Source organism: Bacillus sp. FF-1 (assembly GCF_028548245.1).
Classification (GTDB): Bacteria; Bacillota; Bacilli; order Bacillales; family Bacillaceae_G; genus Bacillus_A; species Bacillus_A paranthracis.
The window spans coordinates 97,851-115,888 of sequence record NZ_JAQQGG010000003.1; the positions used below are offsets into that span (position 1 = coordinate 97,851).

Genomic DNA, 18,038 nt, shown 5'->3' on the forward strand with positions numbered 1-18,038 from the left:
TCTCATCCCCTTTGTTCTAATAAATCACTTACCATCTTTCGGAAATCTTTATTGAAGTCATCATCCATACTATTTTTCACATTTGAAAATAAAATAACAAAAGTCCCTTTTTCTTTATTAAAATTATTGAAAGTGTTCCAACCAGATAGTACACCATGATTATGAAAATAATCCGGATATATGTAAAAACTAAATGCATATTTTCGTTCTGGTGAAGGTGAAAACATCGCTTGTATACTTTGTTCAGAAAGAAGTTTTCCATTTATAATTGCTTCGTCTAATTTCTTCATATCTCCAACTGTCGTATACATCTCACCACAACCATATAGCCAATCTATGCCTACCTTCTGCGCTGGTACAAGCTCTTGATTTTTTTTCACATAACCCTTTGTAAAATTTTTATCTCCAGGTACCATATTTCCCATACCAGATTCATGCATATCTGCTTTTGTAAATATATTTTCTTTTATATAATCTCCTAAAGGTTTTTTCGATATATGTTCTATTATATAGGCAAGCACCATATAATTATAATCTGTATATCTCCAACCTGTTCCTGCAGGAAATTCTAAATTTTGACGTCCAATCCAATTAATTAACTGTAAACGGGAAGCAGCATTAACATTGCCTTTTGCGTGTTCAGGTAAACCAGAGGTATGCGTTAATAAATGATATAACGTAATATTTTTATTCTCCGGAAATGAAGGAATATATTTATTTACATTATCTTGAATATTTAGCTTACCTTGATCCTGCAGTTGTAAAATAGATGTAGCCACAACTGTTTTCGTAATAGAACCGATACGATATTTTGTGTGAGGCGTATTTTCTATTTTATTTTGAACATCAGCATACCCATATCCTTTATTCAATATAACATGCTCTTTATCTGTTACCAAAACTGTTCCATTGAATTGCTTTCCGACTAAATATTGATCTAATTTTTGAGATATGCTAGCGTAATCAATTTGCTTTTCTTTTTCTTCTTCTATATTCTCTTGTACTTCTGATTCAACAGCAGGATTCACCTTAGTTGTTAATTCTTTATTTTCCTTTATATTAGAATTATAGAGAAAATAGTATACTCCTCCACAAACTAAAGCACATATTGAAACTATCATCATTATTTTTTTTATCATTTTGTTCCTCCATAATTCCTTCGTTCAAAATCCCCCCTACACTCTATTATCAAGTAATAAAAAAAAATCGCAACAATTTGTTGCGAAAAATCACTTTTTTTCTTTTCTATATACACACACTTGATTTTTCCCATTTTTTTTCGCTTCATATAATGCAATATCCGCTCGTTGCATTAATTCTTCTCTTGTAATCCCTTTTTCATATAATGCAACTCCAAAGCTCGCTGTTAATTTCGAAATCCCTGAGAATTGCTTTGTTTCAATGAAAAATCGTAATGATTCCGCAACTTGAAATGCTTCTTTTTCTACTGTATTCGTTACTAAAATAATAAATTCTTCTCCTCCCCACCTAGCAAATACATGTTGCTGCTCCACTTTAGATTTCATGAGCTCTGCAAGCTCAATTAATGCTAAGTCACCAAAATCATGGCCATACGTGTCATTTACTGCTTTAAAATTATCTATATCAAATAAAATAAGTGCTATGTTTTCATTATTACGCATCGCATTATCCCATTCTGCCTCGAGTATTTGTTGGAATTTCAAACGATTATAAATCTCTGTTAACGAATCTATCATAGCAAGTCTTTCTTGTTCTTGATAGATTTCATCTAATTCGGTAATCTCTGTACACTTCACAATAAATCTTGATAAATCTTCTGGCAATGGTGTCGCACGCAATAAAAAAGTTGACACTTCCCCTTCATAGTTGGACATCTTAATTCTTCTATCATATGATAATGTATCATCTAACCATGTTATATCATGAGTTGTTGAATAGTATCCATTTTCTCTAATAAGATGTTCAGCAAATACTAAATGTTGCTCACGATAAGCAAACAAATTTTCATATCCGAAAAACTCTAAAAAATTTGTATTACAATCAACAATCTCATCGTCTTCTACTATAAATAATAGATCATTTCGAAAATCAAACATCGTTTGAAGTAGTTCTTGTTGCAAACTTACTTGCCGCACTAAAGAAAGCTGATATAAACTTTTATTTACTTCCTCTAACACCATTTGCGGAGTCACAGGGGCTATCACAATATTACGTATTCCTAACGTAAGCACCTCTGCAAACTCGCTTGTTATTTGTTGATCCCAAATGACAATAAATGTACTCTGTGGATTATACATATTCTTTATATATTTTATTTGAGAAAAATCTGTTACATACATAATTACAATATGTGGTTTAGTCCTCTGAAATAATACTTCTCCTTCTTCAAAACTATTTGCTATAAACATACATTTTGGATGGATATTTTCTATCGTTTGTTGATGTGTGCATCCATTTTCTATATAAAGGACATTTAACTGAAGATCTTGTAATACATTTTGGAAAACCGTATTCTCTAATAAAAAATGTAGTATGTTCATCACTAGTCTTCACTCACTTCATATATCTTGTTCTACAGAATTCCTCACAAACATTTTATAAAAAACTGTTCTCTAAAAACTTTAATGAGTGAGGGATACATGTTAACAAGCTAATTGAGAATGTTATCTTTGCTTTTTCACTCTATAAATTCCTTTTTTAGTGTATGATTATAGGAATTGTATCGTTTGTATGAATGCCCTAGCTTCCGCTTGAAAACTTGACAATTAAAATAAAGATATTATATTCTTAAATTCGATAACTTACAAAATGTAAGTAGAATATATTACATGTATTTTTTTCATAATTTGATATGTAATTTGGAGGATATATAATGACAAATGAAAACTTTTTTAATGTTTTATATGAACGCACATCTACACGTGCATTCAACCCAGAGAAAGAAATTTCATCTACAGAGTTACACGAGATTTTAAAGGGAGCTGCTCAAGCACCTTCCGCTTGGAATTTACAGCATTGGAAATTCCTTGTATTTCAAGGTGAAGATGTACAGAAACGATTACATCCAATTGCTTATAACCAACAACAAATTCTTGATGCTTCTGCTGTAGTCGCTATTTTAGGTGATTTAGAAGCTTATAAAAACGTTGAACCCGTTTATGGTCCAATTGTAGAACAAGGATTTATGAAAGAAGAAGCAAAAGAACGCTTAGCTAAAAATATTGAGTCTGCATATGCCCGTGAGCAATTCCCAAGAGATGCAGCCTTTTCAAATGCATCTTTAGCAGCAATGCAACTTATGCTTGCAGCTAAAGCAACTGGCTGGGATACTTGTGCGATTGGTGGTTTCAACCCACAAGCACTTACAGAAGAATTCAATGTTTCATCTCGCTATGTACCAATTATGCTTATTACAATTGGGGAATCAACTTTAAAAGGCCATCCTGCACCACGAATGAGCGTAGAACAAGTGAGTGAATGGGCAAAATAATAAAGCGAAACTTGAATCAGTGTGAGGGTCTTACTGCCCTTTCATACGAATAAAAAAGAAACGAAGGTAATTTCATTACCTTCGTTTCTTTTTTATTCTGTCACACATCCGTAATACTAAAATGTATGATTCGACATCCACACATAAAAAACAGTAAATTTCATGCTATTCACATACATATAAATGACGTTTCGTGTCGAATTTTGTTAAAGCATCGAAATATAACCGTGTGTTTTTGTTACAATTATGATACAATGATAACAAATAGATAACAAGAGAGGGATTTTCATTGAGTTCATACGGAAGCTTTATTGCACTTTTATGTTACATAGTAACTGTACTGCTTCTATATTTTATTGGCGATGCTGCAAATATTTCAGTTTTACAATTTCCAAAAGAAGAAGCATTCCAATTAGAATCAGAAAAACATACTGCACGATCCATTGTACCGCTACTGTTAGCTCTTCCTGTATATATCATCGTTTTATATAAAAGCAAAAAAGTGTAAAGGCTACCTATTTCATTCATTTCGGTGGTCTTTACACTTTTTTGTGATATCTATCCTATTTTAAACATCATTCCGTAATAAACACCCAGCTAGTCTTTTAAAATGAGAAATTCCCCTAGAAAAAATTCCACTCTCTGTCCAGTCACTCACTACCGAACTTACATAGATTATAAGTGTGAAGGGGGTGATGAGGATTATGTTTGGATCATTTGGATGCTGTGATAACTTTAGAGACTGTCATCATCATGAAAGAGAGTGCAGACATCATGAGAAAGAGAAAGAGAAAGAAGTAGTTAGACCACAACAACCAGCTGTATGTAACGTACTTGCTAGCATTTCAGTTGGAACAGAGCTTTCTCTATTAAGCGTTAAAGGTGTTGGATCTTTCAACAATGTAATTTTTGAAGGTTTCTGTAACGGTGTTGCTCTTTTCTCTGCTTTAGCTCGTAATAACAATGACAAAGATAACAAAGATAACAATAAAGACGATAAGCACAATCAAAACCGAAATACTTTTACTGGTATTTTACGTGTATGCCCAGCTGATATCGTTGCTATCGCTATCTAATTTTGTTCCTTATCTTCAAAAGTAAGAAAATAAGTTTTACTTTTCTCATAGAAAAAACCTGAGACCGATTTCAAATCGACTCAGGTTTTTTTATTGATTATATACTTTTAACTAGTTCAACAACTTCTTCAGCAGTTGACATCATTAATGCTTTTTCTGCTAATGTTTCCATTTCTGCTTTTGACAACTTGCTTAGTTGTGTTCTTGCAGGAAGAATAGATGTTGCACTCATACTGAACTCATCTAAACCTAATCCTAATAATAATGGGATCGCAAGTGAATCTCCCGCCATCTCACCACACATACCAGCCCATTTGCCTTCTTTATGAGCAGCATCGATAACCATTTTTACAAGACGTAAAATAGATGGGTTATATGGTTGGTATAAGTAAGATACTTGTTCGTTCATACGGTCTGCAGCCATTGTGTATTGAATTAAGTCGTTTGTTCCGATAGAGAAGAAATCAACTTCTTTTGCAAATTGATCTGCTAATACTGCTGAAGCTGGGATTTCAACCATCATACCCACTTCAATAGAATCAGAAACAGTTGTACCCGCTTCTACAAGTTTCGCTTTTTCTTCTAATAGGATTGCTTTCGCTTGACGGAACTCATCAAGAGTTGCAATCATTGGGAACATAATTTTTAAGTTACCGTATACGCTAGCACGAAGTAATGCACGAAGTTGTGTACGGAACACATCTTGCTCATCAAGACATAAGCGAATTGCACGGTATCCTAAGAATGGGTTCATTTCTTTTGGTAAATGTAAGTATGGAAGCTCTTTATCTCCACCGATGTCAAGTGTACGAACAACAACAGGTTGACCTTCTTTTACACCTTCAAGAACTGCTTTATACGCTTCGAACTGCTCTTCTTCTGTTGGAAGATTATCACGGCCCATGTATAAGAATTCTGTACGGTATAAACCAACGCCTTCTCCGCCATTATCGATAATACCTTGTACATCATTTGGTGTTCCGATATTTGCAACAAGCTCAACGTGATGTCCATCACTTGTTACAGTAGCTTGATCTTTTAATTTTGCCCATTCAGCTTTTTGCTCTTCAAATTTCGCTTTCTTTTCTTCAAACGAGCGAAGAGTTTCTTCTGATGGATTAACAATTACTTCTCCATCTAAACCATCGATGATTACGATATCGCCGTTTTGGATTTTCTCCATAACAACTTTCGTACCAACAACAGCTGGAATTTCCATAGAGCGAGCCATAATTGCAGAGTGAGATGTACGTCCACCGATATCAGTTGTAAAACCTTTTGCATACTTACGGTTTAACTGAGCTGTATCAGATGGTGTTAAATCTTCAGCAATAATGATTACTTCTTCAGAAATTGTACCAGGATTTGAGAAGTTAATGCCTAGTAAATGTGCAAGAACACGTTTTGTTACGTCACGAATGTCCGCAGCACGTTCTTTCATATATTCGTTATCCATGTTTTCAAACATAGAAATAAACATTGATGCAACTTCATCCATTGCAAATTCAGCATTTACTTTTTCACTATTTACTTTATCTTTTACTGGGTTTACTAGTTCTGGATCATTTAACACTAATAAATGTGCTTCAAAGATCGCAGCTTTGTCAGCACCTAGCTCAGCAAAAGCGTGGTCTTTAATAGCTTCTAATTCAGTTTTTGCTTTCTCAAGCGCAGCTTCTAAGCGTGCAATTTCTGCAGCTTCGTTTGTAATTGATTTCTTTTCGATGTTAAATTCAGGATTTTCAAGTCTGAAAGCCTTTGCAATAGCAATCCCACTTGATGCAGCGATCCCTTGAATGTTAAGAGTCATTATTCTCCTAATCCTTCGTTTTTCATAGTTTCTTCGATAGCTGCTAGTGCTTGAGCTGCATCATCACCATTTGCAGTGATTTTAATTTCCGCGCCTTGTTGAATACCTAAAGACATAACGCCCATGATTGATTTTAAGTTAACGTTCTTTCCGTTATACTCTAAGTTAATGTCAGAACCAAATTTGCTTGCAGTGTTTACAAGTAGAGTTGCTGGACGAGCATGAATTCCTGAGTCGCTAGTTACTTTAAAGATTTTTTCCATGATAATTTATCTCCTTTAAATTACAGTATTTTTTAGTTGTATAGACGTGAGTACTACATCATCTATTGTATATAATAGGCGATGTTCGGTCAACCACATCGCCTATTATAATTATAAACATTTTGCGTCAAATTCCTACTGAATGTCAATAATAGCGTTTTCGCCCTTCTTAACATTTCCATCTTTTTTCAATTCGACTTGTTGCCCTTGTTGTAAATTCGTAAATACAATTGGTGTAATGATAGATGGTGCATTTTCTTTTACAAATGCAAGATCTACTTTTAATAATGGCTGTCCTTGTTTCACTTTGTCACCTTGCGCTACAAGTGCTTCAAAACCTTCACCATTTAATTTTACAGTATCAATACCGAAGTGGATTAAAATTTCTTTTCCACCCTCAGATTGAATACCAATTGCATGCTTTGTAGGGAATACGTTGACAATTTCACCGTTAACTGGAGAAACTACTGTTCCTTCTGTTGGCTCAATTGCAAATCCATCTCCCATCATTTTTCCTGAGAATACTTGATCCGGCACTTCTGTAATAGGTAGGATCTTCCCTTCAATTGGTGAAACGATTGTTTCGTTTTCATCAACTTTTTGAGGAGCTTCTTCTACTTTTACAGGCTCTGCTTTTTCAACATGAGGTGTACGACCTGACATAATATCATGAATTTGTGATTTTAATGTGTCAGATTTCGGTCCAAAAATAGCTTGAATGTTATTTCCAACTTCAAGTACACCAGCTGCTCCAAGTTCTTTCAAGCGATCTTTATTTACATTCTTTTGTTCGTTAACTTGAACACGTAAACGAGTAATACAAGCGTCTAAAGAAGCAATGTTTTCTTTACCACCAAGTGCTACTAATACTTCACGAGGAAGTTCACCAGCTTCTGCTTTTCCTGCACCTTCATTCGCATTTGCAACTTCACGGCCAGGTGTTTTTAAATCCCATTTACGGATTGCAAATCGGAATCCGAAGTAGTAAATAACCGCTAGTACAAGACCAACAATAATTACCCACCACCATGCCGTACGGCCTGGTAGTACACCGAATAATAGGAAGTCGATTAAACCACCAGAGAATGTCATACCAATTTTAACACCTAAAATTTGCATTGTCATAAATGATAGACCAGCGAATACAGCGTGAATTCCGAATAATACTGGTGCTACGAATAAGAATGAAAATTCAAGTGGCTCTGTAATACCTGTTAAGAAAGATGTTAATGCAGCAGAACCTAAAATACCAGCTGCTAATTTTTTATTTTCTGGACGTGCTTCATGGTACATTGCTAAAGCTGCCGCTGGAAGACCGAACATCATGAACGGATACTTACCAGTTGTAAATGTACCTGCTGTTAATTCTACACCGTCTTTTAACTGTGCCATAAAGATTTTTTGGTCACCACGAATTAATTCGCCAGCCGCATTTGTATACTGACCGAATTCGAACCAGAACGGTGAATAGAAAATGTGATGTAATCCAAATGGAATTAATGAACGTTCAATTAAACCGAAAATAAATGCTGCTAACGTTCTATTTGCATCAATCATTTGATGTGAGAACGTGTTTAAGCCACCTTGAATGTATGGCCAAACGAAGCACATGATAATACCTACTATTAAAGAGAATGTTGCAGTTGCGATCGGTACGAAACGCTTACCTGCAAAGAAACCTAAGTATGATGGTAATTCAATGTTGAAGTATTTATTATAGCAATATGCCGCTACTATCCCGACGATAATACCACCAAACACTCCAGTTTGTAGCGTTGGAATTCCTAATACGTTTGCATACGCTGGATCTGCAAATCCAACTTTTACTGGGTCTGCTCCAGAACTTGTTACTTTCACTAGCTTATCTACTTCTAAGAACACACTCATCGTTTTGTTCATAATTAAGTAGCCAACGAATGCTGCTAAACCAGCTACTCCGTCTCCACCAGCTAAGCCAATTGCTACCCCAACTGCGAATAGTAATGCAAGGTTAGCGAAAATAATATCACCAGATTGTTCCATAATTTTTGCTACCATTACGAACCAATCTGCTTTTAAAGCAGGAATAACATTTGTTAACTGTGGATTTTGAAATGCATTACCAAATCCAAGTAAAATACCTGCTGCCGGTAAAATCGCTACTGGAAGCATAAGCGCTTTTCCGACTTTTTGAAGAACACCAAAGATCTTCTTAAACATGGAAACCCTTCCTCTCTTATCTATATTGATACCTTCCGACAAACGCCAAAAAGGCATGAGGAAAAAAAGATAGAACGATAGCTATACAAAGGGTAGTATATCCCTTTCTCTAGCTTACATTCCTTACTTTTCTCCACTCATGCCTGATCGAATCAGTAACACGTGTCAAAAATAGGTTTACGTATAAGTTCACTATAATTAAGGCAAACGTTTTCGTTTTATACCTTAATGTGTTTGTCGAAATTTGTATAACTTTGCAATAGTTATTATACATAACTATTGTAAGCGATTCAATGATTTTTTTTAACGTTTTCATTTTCGACAAAAATATATGTCATTTTACACATGCTCTGCCTTCACTAAGCGCTGCAGGTGCATCGTTAAATATATACTCTCTGCTTCATAAACAGGAAGTTGCAATTCTTTTTGCATAACCTTAACTAGCTTCCAAGCTAAATTATAACAGACAGGATATTCCGCCTTTAATAAATCAGCAAAACTTTGCGATTCCTCTACTTTTTCTCCTTTTTTCACCCTCTCAATAGCATATTGAAGATGACGAATAAGGCGTAAATAGTGAATACTTTCTTGGTCTAATGTAATTTGTAAGTTCGTCTCAATTAAAGATACAAGCTGTGCGATGAGACGGGAGTTTTGATTAACTGAAGATAAATCTGAATTTGTAAGTGAACTGTAAATATGCAGTGCAATAAACCCGATTTCTCCTTCTGGCAATGTAATTTGCAAACGAGAATTTAAAAGGTTTACAACACCTTCAGCAATTTTATATTCCTCTGGATAGAGCATTTTCGTTTCAACTAAAAAAGGATTATCAATTGTAAACCCTTGTTTTAAACGCTTAATTGCAAAAGAAATATGATCTGTTAAAGCGATATGAATATGTTCATTCAATGGGGATTTTGCTTTTTCTTGAATATAGAACATAATATCATTCATTAATTCAATTAATTTTTCACTCACATGTGGAACTAGCAGTTTGTATTGTTCACGATCACGTTCATTTTTTAGAACAAACATTTTTTCAATTTGTTCTTGCTCCAATACATCTTTCGCTTTTTTCCCAAATCCAATTCCTTTACCAATCACTACTACTTCCTCATGTTCAGGATGGCTAGCAATGATGACATTATTATTTAAAACTTTTTTAATTTCTAGATAATTACTCATATAACACCACCCTCGTACTTAAATAGCCTGCTTTTATGTTACAGAATATTCTTCTTTGTCGTCAATGTAAAACATCTACCATTTCATAAAAATTCATTTTTTAGACATGTTTATATATGATGCGTATAATGTAAGAGCAACTGTACATAGAAAGGAGATAACAACATGATTAAAATGTTTGTAAGTGATATCGACGGTACAATGATGCAACACGGAGGTTTAATTGACGAACAGGATATTGTAGCACTTCGTAGTCTTGCTGAACAAAATGTGATTCTTTGTTTCGCTTCTGGCCGACTTGATAATGAAATTGCAGACTTAATGAAAGCTGTAAATACAAATTTCCACCGCATTAGTGTTAATGGTGTTTTTGTATATACAAATGAAAATAAGCAGCTATTATCTGCAACTTTTGATTCCAGCATTCTTCCTGAATTGTTACACATGACGAATGAAGATCCTTATTTCCGTTATGTTAGTGATGAACATAATTACTACATTGAAGAAAAAACACCGTTTATTCACGAACTTGAGCAACAAGTAACGATGACTTCTGTCGAAGAACCAAATTTATTACAGAAAATAGATGATACAATTTTCCCGAATAAAATTTCTGTCGGTGGCACAAAGGAGAGCTTACAACTCCTTCAGAAAAAAATTGATGAAAAATTTCATGGAAAAGTTAGTACGTTCATTTCAGCAGAACAATGCTTAGATGTAATGCCACCTAATATTAGTAAAGGTTCTGCTATTTCTGTTTTATTAAAAGAGTTTCAATTACAACCAGAGGAAGTTGCTTGCATAGGGGATTCTTATAATGATATTCCAATGTTTGCTCTAACTCCTCACAGTTTTGCTATGGCTCAAGCAGATGACGCAGTAAAAGAACACGCTCACTATGTAGTAAATACAGTTAAAGAAGCTGTTAACCACGTAATTGCTCATAATAAAAATACGACTCACTCCTTGTAAGGATGAGTCGTATTTTTTCTTTACATGTTAAACAATTTGACATTTACTGTACTTCACAAACTGAAATATATTATTTGTTACGTGCGATGTTTGTAATAAACTTATAACGATCTCCACGATAAATACATTTCACATACTCTAACGGTACTTCACCTTCTGAATATGACCATTGACGCATGACAAGCACTGGCGCCTTTTTAGGAATATGCAGATGTTCCGCTTCATTATCCGTTGCAATTGAAGCTTCAATTGATTGAGTAGCGCTAACAAGTTTGAAGCCCAGTTTTTTCTCTAAATGTTCATATAAAGATTGTTGCAATATTTCTTCGTTAATATCTTTTACAAGAGCTGGCGACAAATATGTCGTCTCAAAAGCAATCGGTTCATCGTCAGCTAAGCGAATACGCCTCACTTCATAAACCGACTCTCCCTCCTGTATTCTCAGCCGGTCTGCTATTTTCACAGTAGCTGGAACTAGGCGGAAACTTAATAATTGACTACTTGGGTTCATCCCACGAGAAATCATATCTTCCGTGAATCCTGTCATTCCTTGCAGTTTTTGTTCCACTTTCGGAAGTTGGACAAACGTACCGATTCCACGTTTCCGATATAAATAACCTTGTTCCACTAAATTATTAATCGCCTGTCTGATTGTCATACGACTCACTTCGAACTTATCGCAAAGTTCATTCTCAGATGGGATTTTATCTCCCGGCTTCCATTCGCCGTCCTCAATTAGCTGTTTCACCCACTCTTGAATCTGATAATAGATCGGAAATGGTGAATACTTGTCGATGTTCATCAGCAATCGCCTCACTGCATAAAGATAGAGCTTCTTGATCAGCGATTACGGTTACATTCGGATGACGTTGTAAAACTGTAGCAGGACACGCTTCACTATATGCACCTTGCAATAATTCTTTAACAGCTTCTGCCTTTTTAGAACCCATAGCAACAAGTAGAATTTGTTTCGCTTTCATAATGCTTCCAATTCCCATTGTAATTGCATGAGTTGGCACATCTTCTTCTTTTTCGAAGAAGCGAAGGTTTGCTTGGCGTGTAGATTCTGTTAATTCAACAATGTTTGTTGGAGAATTAAACGGTGTTCCTGGTTCGTTAAATCCGATGTGACCGTTTTCACCGATTCCAAGAATCTGTAGGTCAACTGGGTTAGCAGCTAGAATGCCCTCGTAACGTTTGCACTCTTCCTCTAAATCACTTGCCATCCCGTTTGGTACATAAGTTTGTTTAAATGGAAGATGATCAAACAACTGTTCTTGCATGAAATAGTGATAGCTGTTTTTATCTTCATGTGGTAAATTTACGTACTCATCTAAGTTTACAGTGGTTACACGGCTTGTATCAAGTTTATTTTTTCGCATTTCTGCATAAATACCTAATGGAGAGCTTCCTGTAGCCATTCCTAATGTTGGATTTTCTTTTGTTTTTACAACTTCTTCAATTAATTTATAACCTGCTTCTGCTAGTTCTTCTGGAGTTTTTACAACAAGAATATTCATTTCATTACTTCCCTTCCTTCATATGAATTCCTAAACGAACCGTATCATATACATGTAAATCTTCATTCATCACAACAAAGTCTGCATCTTTTCCTACCGCTAATGCACCTTTATTATTTAATCCAAACTCTTCTGCTTGGTTCACTGATGTCATTAGTACTGCATCTTCGATTGAACAACCTGTAAATTCAATTACATTTCGGAAAGCTTGATCCATTTTTAGAATACTACCAGCTAACGTTCCATCTTCTAATCGAGCACTACCATCTTTTACATGTACTGGCTGTCCGCCAAGCTCATATAATCCATCTTCAAGACCTTTTGCACGCATTGCGTCAGTAATAACACTTACTTTTTTCGGTCCTTTTAATTTATATGCTAATTTCACCATATCTGGGTGAATGTGAATACCATCTGTAATTACTTCAACCATTACATCTGGATTTAATAACACATGACCAACAACTCCTGGTTCACGGTGATGTAATCCACGCATTTGATTGTATAAATGCGTTGCATGTGTAATGTTTCTATTTTTTAGTTGCGCATCAATTGCATCTGTATGCCCCATTGTGCCGACAACACCAGTTTCAGCAAGATACTGCTCAAACTCTAACGCTCCTTCTTCTTCAGGTGCGTATGTTACTAATTTAATTAAATTTCCGCTTGCTTCCTGCCATTGTTTAAATTGTTCAATATTCGCAGGAACAATATGTTCAAGTGGTTGTGCACCTGCACGTTTTTTTGAAACATACGGTCCTTCTAAGTGAATATATTCGAAATGCGCTCCTTTTTCTTTCGCTTCCTTCGCAGCATGTAGTGCTGCTTCAATTGCTTCTGGAGCTTGTGTCATTGTTGTTGGGAAGTAAGTTGTAACTCCTTCTTTTAACATTTCTTTCCCTAGAGTTACTAACCCATCGCTATTTGCATCCATCGCATCAATATCGTATCCACCATGAATATGAACATCAATCATACCTGGAATCACAATTTTCCCTGCCGCATCTAAAACAGTTTCATTTTCTTGTGATACATATTGAGCCATCAAACCAATTTCTTTAATTGTTTCTGCGTAACGAATAAATCCGTTTTCTACTACTTCTTGACCTGTATAAATTTTGGCATTGATGACAACTTGCGTTTTCATTTTCATCGATCCTTTCCCATGAAATACCTACTTGTTATTATTACCTTATTCGCCTAATTCCATCTTAATATATGCACGAGTAGTTGTCTATACATTCTAATGAAATTTCCTCTTTGCTTAACAAAAAGGAAGCTTAGTACGTCTCTCGCAATTATAATATATGTTATTCATTTTTTCCAAAAAGGAACTATATCATCTAACGTATGAATCACTTAAGTAATGGCATTAATCCGCTAGACCCTATTGTAATATGTTCGCCGTCTGTTTCCATTTCTACCGTACGCTTATTTGTTCCATACATCATTATACCACGCCGTTTTAATCGTCTCACTACACTTTGATGCGGATGCCCATACGGATTTTTGCTACCATAAGAAAGAATCGCGAACTGTGGTTCTACCTTCTTTATAAACCTTTCACTTGTTGAAGTATATGAGCCATGATGTCCCACCTTTAGCACATCTGCATGTACATCAAATTGCTTTAATATTTCAGTTTCCGTCCGCACATCAGCATCACCCATTAGTAAAAAATCTGCCTTACCATACCGAACCTTTAATACAATTGAAGATTCATTATTTTCATCTTTGGACTTCCCATTGTTTAATACTTGTATGGAAACATGCGGATCTAGCGGTATGTATTGGCCCTCTTTTACTGAAATGAAAGGGATTCCCCTTTTCTTTATATGATTTCGATACGTATGATAAGTAAGAGAACTATATGTTTTTCCACTATCTAATATAAGTGATACCGGCATTTGCTCTACAATTGGAATGAGCCCTCCAATATGATCCATATCAGGATGAGTACTGACGATAGCATCTAAATGGTTAATTCCTTTTTCAATTAGCTTTTGGATGATAACCTCACCAGCTTCATAAGGTCCTCCATCAATTAACATCGTTTGTCCATTTGGCAATATAATAAGTGTTGCATCACCTTGCCCAACTTTTAAGAAACTCACTTTCATTTTACCAAAATGTTGCCGCTGCATATGTAAAGGAGACGCGGTATGAATAGACATCATATACCTTTTTGCCGATGCACTATTTAAAGAAAAGCATAACAAAACAGAAACTAATAATAAAATACTTCGTATACCTCTCATAACTCGTCTCCTTTTTTCAATTAGTATGGCACGGTATATAATTGATATACAAAAAAAAGCTTAGCAAAATGCTAAGCTTTTATTTCGATATCTCTTGTAAAGAACCAAAGAATAAATCCGCTTCATTCATTTGTTCGTTTTCTTCAGAAAGCGGAGGTAAATCATCTAATGTTTTTAATCCAAATGTGTCTAAAAATTCTTTCGTCGTTCCATATAAAATCGGACGCCCAGGTCCTTCTGCTCTTCCCATTTCTTTTATAAGTAAGTGTGATACTAACGTTTGTAACGCCTTATCAGTTTTTACTCCTCTAATCTCTTCCATTTCTGTTCTTGTAATGGGTTGACGATATGCAACAATTGCTAACGTTTCTAGCGCAGCCTGAGAGAGTGAAGCAGCTGTTGGGATATCTATTAGTTTTTGATAGTACGACGCATGTTCTTTCTTTGTAGCAAAACGATATACTTTTGCATACTGTACAATTTGCAAACCTCGGTGTGCACCTTCACATTCTTTTTGCATTTCTTCTAAAATATCGATTACTTCGTTTCCTTCAATTTCAAGGACTTTTGCTATTTGTTCAGGAGAAATCCCTTCATCACCAGAAACAAATAAAAGCCCTTCAATGATTGATTTCTGTTCTGTTCTATCCATCTTACGAGCTCCTTCCTCCTATTTTCTCCATAAAAATACACATCAAAAAACCGAATCACAATCAATGCGTTCGGTTCAATATTTTTTCTCTTGTTCCAAACGATACATTCAAACCTAGCATGAGATATACTATTTCTATCCCATTTTCCATACTAACTCTATGCAGATTTAGTATAGCTTGATACGAAAATTTCATCAAAATTATGTTCTTGTTCAATTACGATTTGTTGATTTTTCATAAGCTCAAGAACCGCTAAAAATGTTACAACCATTATTTCCCGTTCATCATCAACAAACAAATCATAAAAACTTTGACGACCACCTTGTATTTCTAACAGCTTTAAAATATCCGTCATACGCTGTTCAATTGGTATTTCTTGACGAGTAATACGTGTTGTCACAGGTTTCTTTGCTTTTTTACGGCGCATTAATTTTTGAAATGCCGCTAGCATATCATATAACGTAACATCAAGAGGCAAGCTTGTCTCCTCTTCTTGTTGCAACGATGTAAAATCAATTGGCGGACGTGTATATAGCTGTGCTCTTTCTTGTTCTCTTTCTTTTAGTTCAGTAGCAACTTGCTTATATTTCTTATATTCAATTAACCTCTCCATCAATTCTTGACGAGGATCATCTATAAAGTCATCACCGTTATCAAGTACATCTTCTTCATGTTTCGGCAACAACATTTTACTTTTAATTTGTAATAACGTTGCAGCCATTACTAAATACTCACTTGCAACATCTAATTGTAGTTCTTTCATCGTATGAACATAAGATAAATATTGCTCTGTAATTTCCGCTACAGGAATATTATATATATCAATTTCATAACGATGTATTAAATGTAACAATAAATCTAAAGGCCCTTCAAAAGCCTCTACTTTAAAATTATACTGCACAAAGCATCCCACCACATTTTTTCTATAACAACATAAGTATAGAGCATACTCATGTTCTATCCAACCTTTTTAAGAAATTTAATTAAAAATAGACCTATGCCTATGGCATCATGCCCACCACTTCATATGATAACAGTGTAGTAAGAACAATGTAGGAGGTCAAAAAACTATGGGTCACGTTGATTGTGGTTTTAGCGGTGGGTTCGCATTACTTGTTGTATTGTTTATTTTACTCATTATTGTAGGGGCAGCTTGCTTCTGCTAATATGAACAATAACGACTAGGGAGAAATTCCCTAGTCGTTTATTGTTCATATTTCTATGATAAACTTATACTTATAACCGTTAGATAGGGGCGAAGAAAATGTATCCTACGGAATACATACAGTTTTTAATTCATTTTCACGGAGATTATGATTATTTTGAATGCCACGAAATACTGGAAGAATATTGGAAAACAAAACCGAGAGGAAACCGGGATCATTATTTAGTCGGCCTCATTCAAATTGCAGTTTCTTTATACCATCACAGACGCTCTAACTGGAATGGCGCAGAGAAGATGATGAAAAGCGCCATAACGATTTTAGAAAAAAACAGTGCACATTTACTTCGTTTAGGAATAAATGAGGCACAACTTCTGTTCTTACTCAAAGATAAATTGCAATCTATCCAGAAAAAAGAAAGTTTTACACCGTTATTTTTACCATTGTCGGATACAACATTAGAAAAGTACTGCATAGAATTATGTCAGAAACAAAACCTTCCTTGGAAAGACGTGAATGCTACTTCTAATGAATTTATAATACATAAGCATACATTACGTGATCGAACAGAAGTCATCGCTGAACGAAACGAACAATTACAAAAAAGAAAGCAGAGATAATAAACTACTTATCTCTGCTTTCACGAATGTATATTTTGTTCAAGCCCTTTACACTTTTTGCAAAAACTTGCTGTTTGCTCATTTCCGCAAATTGTAAATTCAAGAAATTTACTCTTTAACTCTTGAACCATCTTCGTCCCAATACCCATATGACGGTGAGATGGATTCACACTCAAATGCTGAATTTCCAAAACTTGATTCTCTTTTTTTACAATCCCCATTATCCCAACAAAATCTTCGTTTTGTTTCCACAAATACAATTGCCAATCATCCTTTGCTTCATAATCTTTCATAGTCAATTGTAATGTTTTCACATCTTTTTCAGTTGGCATAAATGAAAGAAGCCCCATTGCAATCTTTTCATAACTTTTTTTAAAACGAATTAACATAACCCTTATCCCTTCTTACAAAAGTTACAAACTATTAAATCCCCTCAATCACTCTTTTCATATCACATTCATTTTACAATATTTTCAACAGAGTGAGAAGAGCTTAAAACAACTTGATAATCATACAAAGCGAAAAGAAGAAAGTCAAATATACGTTTCATTACTATTTTTGTTAAGTAGATAAAAGAAGAAACACTGTTATATGAAAGTGAAAAAAACATCCACCGCTCATTATCACTTCACTATTCATCACCTTAGAGCAGATGAATTCTAGCAAAATGAATGTAATAAACAACTTTTATTGAAATGTGTAATTAATGTATTCTATGTAATTTGTTAATATTTTGTTCTCATAAGCGACTTATTTTCACTACAATCACATTACTACTTGTATCATGTACCGTAAACGAAATACCCATTCCTATTAAAAAAAGAGAGCAATAGCTCTCTTTTCT

Annotated in this window: 19 protein-coding genes and 1 pseudogene; 6 read left to right on the top strand and 14 right to left on the bottom strand. The window is 34.8% G+C overall.

Annotated elements, in window-relative coordinates; all coding sequences use genetic code 11:
• Nucleotides 1–2: 2 nt before the first annotated feature.
• Both PQF83_RS10850 and PQF83_RS10855 read right to left on the bottom strand, forming a co-directional pair.
• Nucleotides 3–1,139 (bottom strand): serine hydrolase domain-containing protein, encoded by a 1,137-nt coding sequence (locus PQF83_RS10850; protein ID WP_000591948.1) that lies wholly within the window; start codon nucleotides 1,137–1,139, stop codon nucleotides 3–5.
• 90 nt (nucleotides 1,140–1,229) lie between these two features.
• A complete protein-coding gene (locus PQF83_RS10855) occupies nucleotides 1,230–2,522 on the bottom strand; it encodes a GGDEF domain-containing protein (protein WP_001023204.1) in 1,293 nt (430 codons plus the stop codon).
• Between the two features lie 332 nt (nucleotides 2,523–2,854).
• On the opposite strand from PQF83_RS10855, the gene PQF83_RS10860 reads away from it, so the two are divergent.
• The 3 genes from PQF83_RS10860 to PQF83_RS10870 all read left to right on the top strand — a co-directional run bounded on the left by PQF83_RS10860 (nucleotide 2,855) and on the right by PQF83_RS10870 (nucleotide 4,548).
• The gene (locus tag PQF83_RS10860; RefSeq protein WP_000180604.1) at nucleotides 2,855–3,472 is read left to right on the top strand and encodes a nitroreductase family protein; all 618 of its coding nucleotides are present in this window, start codon (nucleotides 2,855–2,857) and stop codon (nucleotides 3,470–3,472) included.
• A gap of 289 nt (nucleotides 3,473–3,761) precedes the next feature.
• Entirely contained in the window at nucleotides 3,762–3,980 is a 219-nt protein-coding gene (locus PQF83_RS10865) for a hypothetical protein (protein WP_000100487.1), read from the top strand.
• A 196-nt stretch (nucleotides 3,981–4,176) separates the two neighbouring features.
• A complete protein-coding gene (locus PQF83_RS10870; RefSeq protein WP_000468014.1) occupies nucleotides 4,177–4,548 on the top strand; it encodes a DUF3915 family protein in 372 nt (123 codons plus the stop codon).
• 97 nt (nucleotides 4,549–4,645) lie between these two features.
• Here the strand turns inward: PQF83_RS10870 and ptsP are convergent, their stop codons facing one another.
• From ptsP to glcT, 4 genes are all read right to left on the bottom strand, one after another.
• Nucleotides 4,646–6,358: a phosphoenolpyruvate--protein phosphotransferase gene (ptsP, locus tag PQF83_RS10875; protein ID WP_000174221.1), complete on the bottom strand. Its 1,713-nt coding sequence runs from the start codon at nucleotides 6,356–6,358 to the stop codon at nucleotides 4,646–4,648.
• Complete coding sequence (gene ptsH, locus PQF83_RS10880; protein WP_000411079.1) at nucleotides 6,358–6,621, bottom strand: phosphocarrier protein HPr; 264 nt, start codon at nucleotides 6,619–6,621, stop codon at nucleotides 6,358–6,360. Before ptsH ends, ptsP begins: the two co-directional genes overlap by 1 nt.
• 135 nt (nucleotides 6,622–6,756) lie before the next feature.
• Nucleotides 6,757–8,820, bottom strand: a complete 2,064-nt coding sequence (gene ptsG, locus PQF83_RS10885) for a PTS glucose transporter subunit IIABC (RefSeq protein ID WP_000473205.1) — start codon at nucleotides 8,818–8,820, stop codon at nucleotides 6,757–6,759.
• A gap of 339 nt (nucleotides 8,821–9,159) precedes the next feature.
• Nucleotides 9,160–10,008 carry a glucose PTS transporter transcription antiterminator GlcT gene (gene glcT / locus PQF83_RS10890; RefSeq protein ID WP_000073863.1) on the bottom strand — a complete coding sequence of 283 codons (849 nt, stop codon included), beginning with the start codon at nucleotides 10,006–10,008 and terminating at the stop codon, nucleotides 9,160–9,162.
• 165 nt (nucleotides 10,009–10,173) lie between these two features.
• On the opposite strand from glcT, the gene PQF83_RS10895 reads away from it, so the two are divergent.
• On the top strand, nucleotides 10,174–10,980 hold the full coding sequence (locus PQF83_RS10895; protein ID WP_000594236.1) for a Cof-type HAD-IIB family hydrolase: 807 nt from the start codon (nucleotides 10,174–10,176) through the stop codon (nucleotides 10,978–10,980).
• Nucleotides 10,981–11,050: 70 nt separating this feature from the next.
• Here the strand turns inward: PQF83_RS10895 and PQF83_RS10900 are convergent, their stop codons facing one another.
• The 6 genes from PQF83_RS10900 to scpA all read right to left on the bottom strand — a co-directional run bounded on the left by PQF83_RS10900 (nucleotide 11,051) and on the right by scpA (nucleotide 16,312).
• Nucleotides 11,051–11,782, bottom strand: a complete 732-nt coding sequence (locus PQF83_RS10900) for a GntR family transcriptional regulator (protein ID WP_012644586.1) — start codon at nucleotides 11,780–11,782, stop codon at nucleotides 11,051–11,053.
• Nucleotides 11,712–12,500, bottom strand: a complete 789-nt coding sequence (gene nagB / locus PQF83_RS10905) for a glucosamine-6-phosphate deaminase (RefSeq protein ID WP_001024206.1) — start codon at nucleotides 12,498–12,500, stop codon at nucleotides 11,712–11,714. The genes PQF83_RS10900 and nagB overlap by 71 nt, the downstream gene beginning before the upstream one ends.
• 4 nt (nucleotides 12,501–12,504) lie before the next feature.
• Complete coding sequence (gene nagA, locus PQF83_RS10910; protein WP_001983978.1) at nucleotides 12,505–13,647, bottom strand: N-acetylglucosamine-6-phosphate deacetylase; 1,143 nt, start codon at nucleotides 13,645–13,647, stop codon at nucleotides 12,505–12,507.
• Between the two features lie 208 nt (nucleotides 13,648–13,855).
• Nucleotides 13,856–14,758 (bottom strand): ComEC/Rec2 family competence protein, encoded by a 903-nt coding sequence (locus PQF83_RS10915; RefSeq protein ID WP_001214089.1) that lies wholly within the window; start codon nucleotides 14,756–14,758, stop codon nucleotides 13,856–13,858.
• Between the two features lie 79 nt (nucleotides 14,759–14,837).
• Entirely contained in the window at nucleotides 14,838–15,410 is a 573-nt protein-coding gene (scpB, locus tag PQF83_RS10920) for a segregation/condensation protein ScpB (RefSeq protein WP_000376222.1), read from the bottom strand.
• Between the two features lie 158 nt (nucleotides 15,411–15,568).
• On the bottom strand, nucleotides 15,569–16,312 hold the full coding sequence (gene scpA / locus PQF83_RS10925; RefSeq protein WP_001199760.1) for a segregation/condensation protein A: 744 nt from the start codon (nucleotides 16,310–16,312) through the stop codon (nucleotides 15,569–15,571).
• Nucleotides 16,313–16,481: 169 nt separating this feature from the next.
• Between scpA and PQF83_RS10930 the strand changes: the two genes are divergently transcribed.
• Nucleotides 16,482–16,577: a YjcZ family sporulation protein gene (locus PQF83_RS10930; RefSeq protein WP_000510194.1), complete on the top strand. Its 96-nt coding sequence runs from the start codon at nucleotides 16,482–16,484 to the stop codon at nucleotides 16,575–16,577.
• Nucleotides 16,578–16,675: 98 nt separating this feature from the next.
• The gene (locus tag PQF83_RS10935) at nucleotides 16,676–17,194 is read left to right on the top strand and encodes a DUF309 domain-containing protein (RefSeq protein WP_000283586.1); all 519 of its coding nucleotides are present in this window, start codon (nucleotides 16,676–16,678) and stop codon (nucleotides 17,192–17,194) included.
• A 20-nt stretch (nucleotides 17,195–17,214) separates the two neighbouring features.
• Here the strand turns inward: PQF83_RS10935 and ribT are convergent, their stop codons facing one another.
• Both ribT and PQF83_RS28495 read right to left on the bottom strand, forming a co-directional pair.
• Nucleotides 17,215–17,583, bottom strand: coding sequence for a GNAT family N-acetyltransferase RibT (ribT, locus tag PQF83_RS10940; RefSeq protein WP_000908397.1), 369 nt, complete (start codon nucleotides 17,581–17,583; stop codon nucleotides 17,215–17,217).
• A 68-nt stretch (nucleotides 17,584–17,651) separates the two neighbouring features.
• Nucleotides 17,652–17,833, bottom strand: a pseudogene (locus tag PQF83_RS28495) (hypothetical protein).
• Nucleotides 17,834–18,038: the final 205 nt, after the last annotated feature.

Coding starts and splice junctions, on each gene's coding strand:
- PQF83_RS10850 (WP_000591948.1), bottom strand. CDS start 1,139: ATGATAAAAAAAATAATGATGATAGTTTCAATATGTGCTTTAGTTTGT.
- PQF83_RS10855 (WP_001023204.1), bottom strand. CDS start 2,522: ATGAACATACTACATTTTTTATTAGAGAATACGGTTTTCCAAAATGTA.
- PQF83_RS10860 (WP_000180604.1), top strand. CDS start 2,855: ATGACAAATGAAAACTTTTTTAATGTTTTATATGAACGCACATCTACA.
- PQF83_RS10870 (WP_000468014.1), top strand. CDS start 4,177: ATGTTTGGATCATTTGGATGCTGTGATAACTTTAGAGACTGTCATCAT.
- ptsP (WP_000174221.1), bottom strand. CDS start 6,358: ATGACTCTTAACATTCAAGGGATCGCTGCATCAAGTGGGATTGCTATT.
- ptsH (WP_000411079.1), bottom strand. CDS start 6,621: ATGGAAAAAATCTTTAAAGTAACTAGCGACTCAGGAATTCATGCTCGT.
- ptsG (WP_000473205.1), bottom strand. CDS start 8,820: ATGTTTAAGAAGATCTTTGGTGTTCTTCAAAAAGTCGGAAAAGCGCTT.
- glcT (WP_000073863.1), bottom strand. CDS start 10,008: ATGAGTAATTATCTAGAAATTAAAAAAGTTTTAAATAATAATGTCATC.
- PQF83_RS10895 (WP_000594236.1), top strand. CDS start 10,174: ATGATTAAAATGTTTGTAAGTGATATCGACGGTACAATGATGCAACAC.
- PQF83_RS10900 (WP_012644586.1), bottom strand. CDS start 11,782: ATGAACATCGACAAGTATTCACCATTTCCGATCTATTATCAGATTCAA.
- nagB (WP_001024206.1), bottom strand. CDS start 12,500: ATGAATATTCTTGTTGTAAAAACTCCAGAAGAACTAGCAGAAGCAGGT.
- nagA (WP_001983978.1), bottom strand. CDS start 13,647: ATGAAAACGCAAGTTGTCATCAATGCCAAAATTTATACAGGTCAAGAA.
- PQF83_RS10915 (WP_001214089.1), bottom strand. CDS start 14,758: ATGAGAGGTATACGAAGTATTTTATTATTAGTTTCTGTTTTGTTATGC.
- scpB (WP_000376222.1), bottom strand. CDS start 15,410: ATGGATAGAACAGAACAGAAATCAATCATTGAAGGGCTTTTATTTGTT.
- PQF83_RS10930 (WP_000510194.1), top strand. CDS start 16,482: ATGGGTCACGTTGATTGTGGTTTTAGCGGTGGGTTCGCATTACTTGTT.
- PQF83_RS10935 (WP_000283586.1), top strand. CDS start 16,676: ATGTATCCTACGGAATACATACAGTTTTTAATTCATTTTCACGGAGAT.
- ribT (WP_000908397.1), bottom strand. CDS start 17,583: ATGTTAATTCGTTTTAAAAAAAGTTATGAAAAGATTGCAATGGGGCTT.